Source organism: Synechococcus sp. R8-2, assembly GCF_047461715.1.
Lineage (GTDB): Bacteria > Cyanobacteriota > Cyanobacteriia > Thermostichales > Thermostichaceae > Thermostichus.
The window spans coordinates 1-4,546 of record NZ_JANSHQ010000234.1 but is presented as its reverse complement, the minus strand read 5'-3'; the positions used below and the strand labels follow the sequence as shown (position 1 = coordinate 4,546).

Here is a 4,546-nt window from a genome sequence, read left to right as displayed (position 1 = left end):
TTGCCGGATAACCCTTGGATCCACCAGCCCTTTGAGCCCTACGAGCAGATGACGCCTCAGCAGTTGATGCAATTGCTACGCTCTTCCGGTTAGTTGAATTTGCTCAAATTGGCTTGCTCGCGGCGCCTGCAGTGTCTAACGTCAGTTGGACTTCTTGGCATGAGCTGTCTACTTACGATTGCCCACCCCCACTGCAAGCTCTGTTCCCCAGAAAAGTTGAATGACTTGCTCGTACAACAGAAACCACCCAGCCCTGGAAAGCTCCTTGCTCAACACAAGCAAAAGAGCAAAATTCGGATCCAACTTTCTAAACCGATATCATGTCTGCAACTTTTTCCAGATCTGAAGAATGAATCGCAATAATGTTTAGAGTAGAAATCGAGTATTGCTGAGTCTTAATCTTGGCTAGCTTATTCAGGAAATGGTTGTAGGTGTAAAACTCATATCCCAAAGGCTCCAGTATTTTAGCTGTAGAAGTTCCAGTAACTTTAGGGCCGTGCTTGTTTTCAAGAATAAGAACAGGGTGACTGGCGGCAAGCAACTCTAGACTGCCGGAAACGACCTGCTCTTCCGCGCCTTCTACATCAATCTTGATAAGATCAATCCGGGGTTCACCTTTCGAACGCCACACAGAGTCCAGGGTAACAAGATTCACAATTTTTCCTTCACCATTATTTGACGCCTGCCCTGATGCCTGCTTCGGATTTCCGATAGAGTTAAATGCCCCAGATCTTTCTTCTCCTAACTGAACAGTGCCTTCATGCTCACCGGCAGCAGCTTCGATAAGGAAGACAACATCCTCTAGGGAGCTGGCACTTATTGTCTTCCGCATACACTGAAGACAAGAAGCCGTGGGCTCAATTGCGATTACACTACCCGTAGGACCTACTCGATGCGCAGCAAGGAAAGTGTATACCCCAACATTTGCCCCTACGTCGATTACATTCATCCCTGGTCTTAAAAAGTGCTTGCAGAAGCTAATCTCGCTCTCAAGCCATTCTCCTTGAGTAAGTAGAACGCGCGTGACAACACTCGAGAACGAAGGCTCGAGGGAGAATCTGCAATTTTCATAGTCAAAATAGAGATCGGGCTGCGCAGGGAAAGAGGCTGTTTGCACTTGAGACACAACCTCCCACAGTGCAATTTCCTTGACCAGGCATGCTTGGCGATGAGTTGGATCAAGGCTAAGTATATGGTTAATTGGTATTAGCCCTTCTATCTTTTTCTGCGAGAGAAGCTCAATCGCTACCGCCAGAGCTGCTTGTTCATCATCTGGATCTATCGAATAAGTTAGGTTCCAAAATCGCATGGCTTCTGGGCTGTATACGACCCCAATATGAGTAGCTATCCATCTGGCTAAATAATAGAGGTAACTGTGTTTCGTGTAAGCATTTGGGCGGGCAGAAACTTCGCTTTCAACCCAGATGGGGAGATCTATCGCTTTGGAAGGACGTAAACCTGCCGCTTCTGTGCACAGAAATTCTAGTAGAGCGTAGGCATCTTCAAAAGCGCGAGAGCGATCGCCCAATACCAATAGGGCATGGATTCGGTTTAGCCAACACGGAACATGATAGGGATCCCTTGCCAAGCCCCTTCGCCACAAAGACAGCGCTTCTTCCCAAGCGGATTGGTGCGTTGAAACCGAAGCATCAGCACTTAGGGATCGAATGAGCTGGATCCCAGCTTGATTCCATTCATCTGGAGTTGAGTACAAGTCGTTGGGGTGAAACGTATAAGTTTCGTGGGATTTACCTTCCAGGATGTGGAAGAAAGCAGCTTCCATGCTGCGGGCATGTTCTCTTGGATCCCAAATCACCGACCAACGGCGAGAATCCTTGATTTGCCTTTTGATCCGATTAATCCACTCCGGATCATTGCCCAGTTGGATCCCGCGTTGGATAAACTCTTCCACCGACCAAGTGATGCAATCTTCAAGGCCTACATTTTTCAGCAAGCTATAGCTCATTCGGCCGTAGTAATGGCGACCTACTAAGGTAAGAACTGGCACGCCCATGTAGAGGGCTTCCATAGTGTGGGTTGCGCCTGTGTAGGGAAAGGTATCTAAGACCAGATCCACCAAAGCCAGTTGGCCGCGATGCTCTTCTACAGTACTGGTTTTGGCTAGAAATCGGACGCGATCCAAAACATCTAATTCTTTGGCTCTTTCCTGATAGCGCCTGATAACCGTGGCAATTTCCCCCGAGCCTTTGACGATCAAGATCCCCTTGGGAACAGCTTTCAGGATTTGCAGATGGGCATCAATACATTCGGGGGTACGCTTGTAAGCACTGGCCGCAGTTAGGAAAACAATATCTTGCGGGCCTATTCTCAGCTTGTTTTTGAAATTCACCTCATCTGCAGGAGTAATGTCCAGATACTCAACAGCACAGTAGCTAGGCAAGCGGATAATTTTTTCATGGTAATCGGCCTGTGCATCTTCAGGAAGGACATAGGGATCGGCGAAAAAGTAATCAAATTCTGGCAAACCGACAGCATCTCCACCCAGCCAACCAATTTGGATGGGGGCAGCTCGCAAAGCTGCTACAATATTCGCATCGTGGCAGGTAATAGAGTCCATAAATATCATAATATCGATGCGATCCTCGCGTGCTTGAGCAGCTACCTGAGGCGATTTAGTTTCCTCAGGAAAAAAGCAGAAATAGAGATTTTCTTGAGAGCGAAATCTTTGATACATATTGTCACGGCCGACTATCTCTTCGCTTTTCCACCCTTGGTAGTAGTAATAGGCAACATCCACCAAACTGCGAGATAGATTTCTTAGGGTAGCCTCGCTGAGAAAGCCAACCGAGTGCCGATGAAAGCAGCTACTCAAAAAGCCCACTCGCAACTTGCGCTCAGCTCTACCGGATCTGCAGTAATCTTGCTGGTTTCTCTGCCAATACTCTGACCAGAGGAAGTCTCGCTGAGAAGCCATTAAGCTTAGGCAATCGTTAAAGATTCTACCACCAATCTGCTGGTAACGACGAATCAGAGAACGATCATCAGTTAGATAGCTCCAGCAAAAGCAAACTCGAAACAGAATGGCTTTAGCAATCGTTAGACTCTCGAGTAGATTTTCATCGTTAATTCTTAGTGATCCTAAGTCGGCTTCCCTCGATAAAATTAAGTCTATAATTTTCTGGATAACAAGGTTTATCCGTTCTGGCTGGGCAGCATGGATCAACTTTTCCAGCGATTCTGATAGAAGGGATAGACGAAGAGTAAAGTTCTCTTGCACCTGTGAGCTCTCGGCCGCCGTGATGAGAGCTTCTCCTAAAATGGAATAGCCATCACTGGTAGAGTTCTGGAAGAAGGCGCGGGCTGCCCTCTGAAAAAAGTCACCGATTAAGTCCTCTATCGTCCACAAACCTTCATAGCGCTTCGCCTGCTCGGGATCCACCGCATTGGCTAGCTGGGCCAGCAAAGCAGCAAATCCGGATTTCTGGTCCTCCAAAAGACGAGCTTGTAAAGCTGTGGCCACCTCAAAAAACAAATCCAGGTAGCCGTCATCCCATAGCCGCGCGAGCAATTCAGTGAGGAGCGGCTCCTGAGTAATGTCCAGGCTGCCCTCGCCGCCTAGGCCATCCAGCAAGGCTTGCCCATAAAAGCCTACTGCCAGCTCGTCCTCAGCTTGCAGGGCCCGCATCAGCAAAACTTGGGTGTTGTCCCGCCGGCTTGGATCCAGCTCAAAGGCCATCTCCCGCAGCTTCAGACAAACCTGGAGACGCTGCTGCGGCTCCTGCGCGGGGCTGTTTTCCAGACGACTTGCGAGGGATAGCAACAAATCCAAGACTTTCTCCTGGGACAGGATCCCTGTTCTCACCAGAGGCGTGTAGAGCTGGTAAGCAAGGCTCAGCTGGCCAGCAGCCAAGGCCTGCTCCAGCGCCGATAGGGTAATTGCCTCTGGCTCAGAGGGGGAAGCCAAATCATTGGCTGAGGAGAGGTCAAAGAAACCCCACAGGAACTCCCGCCAATCCTTTGCGTCTTGCTCTCGGTAAAAAGCAACCAACCACTCCACAAAAGCATCGGGAGACTGCTGAAGCAGTTGCTTGGCTTCTAGGATCCGGGCTTGCAGCGTAGGGTTCATAGGTTGAAGGAAGAGTGCTAGTCTTAATCTGCCATGCTGAGGCCGGCTCAGCTAAACCACTGACCTGTGTCAGGCTCATCTGGCAAAAATCCGCAGTTGCGCCAGGGAGCAGGCTGTTATGAATCGCCCTTGAGCGGGGTAAGTTAGCACTAGCAGGTGAGCTGCACAGTTAACTCTCTAGTTTGCTAAAGGATCTGGTACTCATGAGCGCAAAGTCTCGTCAGTCTCTGTTGCGGGCCAAACTGGCTCAGCAAATTCTCTCCAAAGCCAAGGGCTTCACCCTGATTGAGCTGTTGGTGGTGATTGTAATTGTGGGTGTGCTGTCTGCAGTGGCAATCCCGCAGTTCTTAAACCAAGTGCGCCGCTCCCGTACAGCCGAAGCTCAAGCGGCTCTCACTGAAGTAGGCCGTGGCTCTGAAGTCTACCGACTCGACTTCGGCGTCTATCCTCACGAGTATG

General features: G+C 49.5%; 2 protein-coding genes. One reads left to right on the top strand and one right to left on the bottom strand.

Annotated elements, in window-relative coordinates:
* Positions 1-307 precede the first annotated feature (307 nt).
* Entirely contained in the window at positions 308-4,087 is a 3,780-nt protein-coding gene (locus tag NW819_RS06240; RefSeq protein WP_414413226.1) for an FkbM family methyltransferase, read from the bottom strand.
* Positions 4,088-4,290: 203 nt separating this feature from the next.
* On the opposite strand from NW819_RS06240, the gene NW819_RS06235 reads away from it, so the two are divergent.
* A partial coding sequence (locus tag NW819_RS06235; protein WP_414413225.1) for a type IV pilin protein occupies positions 4,291-4,546 on the top strand: 256 nt, incomplete at its 3' end.

Coding starts and splice junctions, on each gene's coding strand:
- NW819_RS06240 (WP_414413226.1), bottom strand. CDS start 4,087: ATGAACCCTACGCTGCAAGCCCGGATCCTAGAAGCCAAGCAACTGCTT.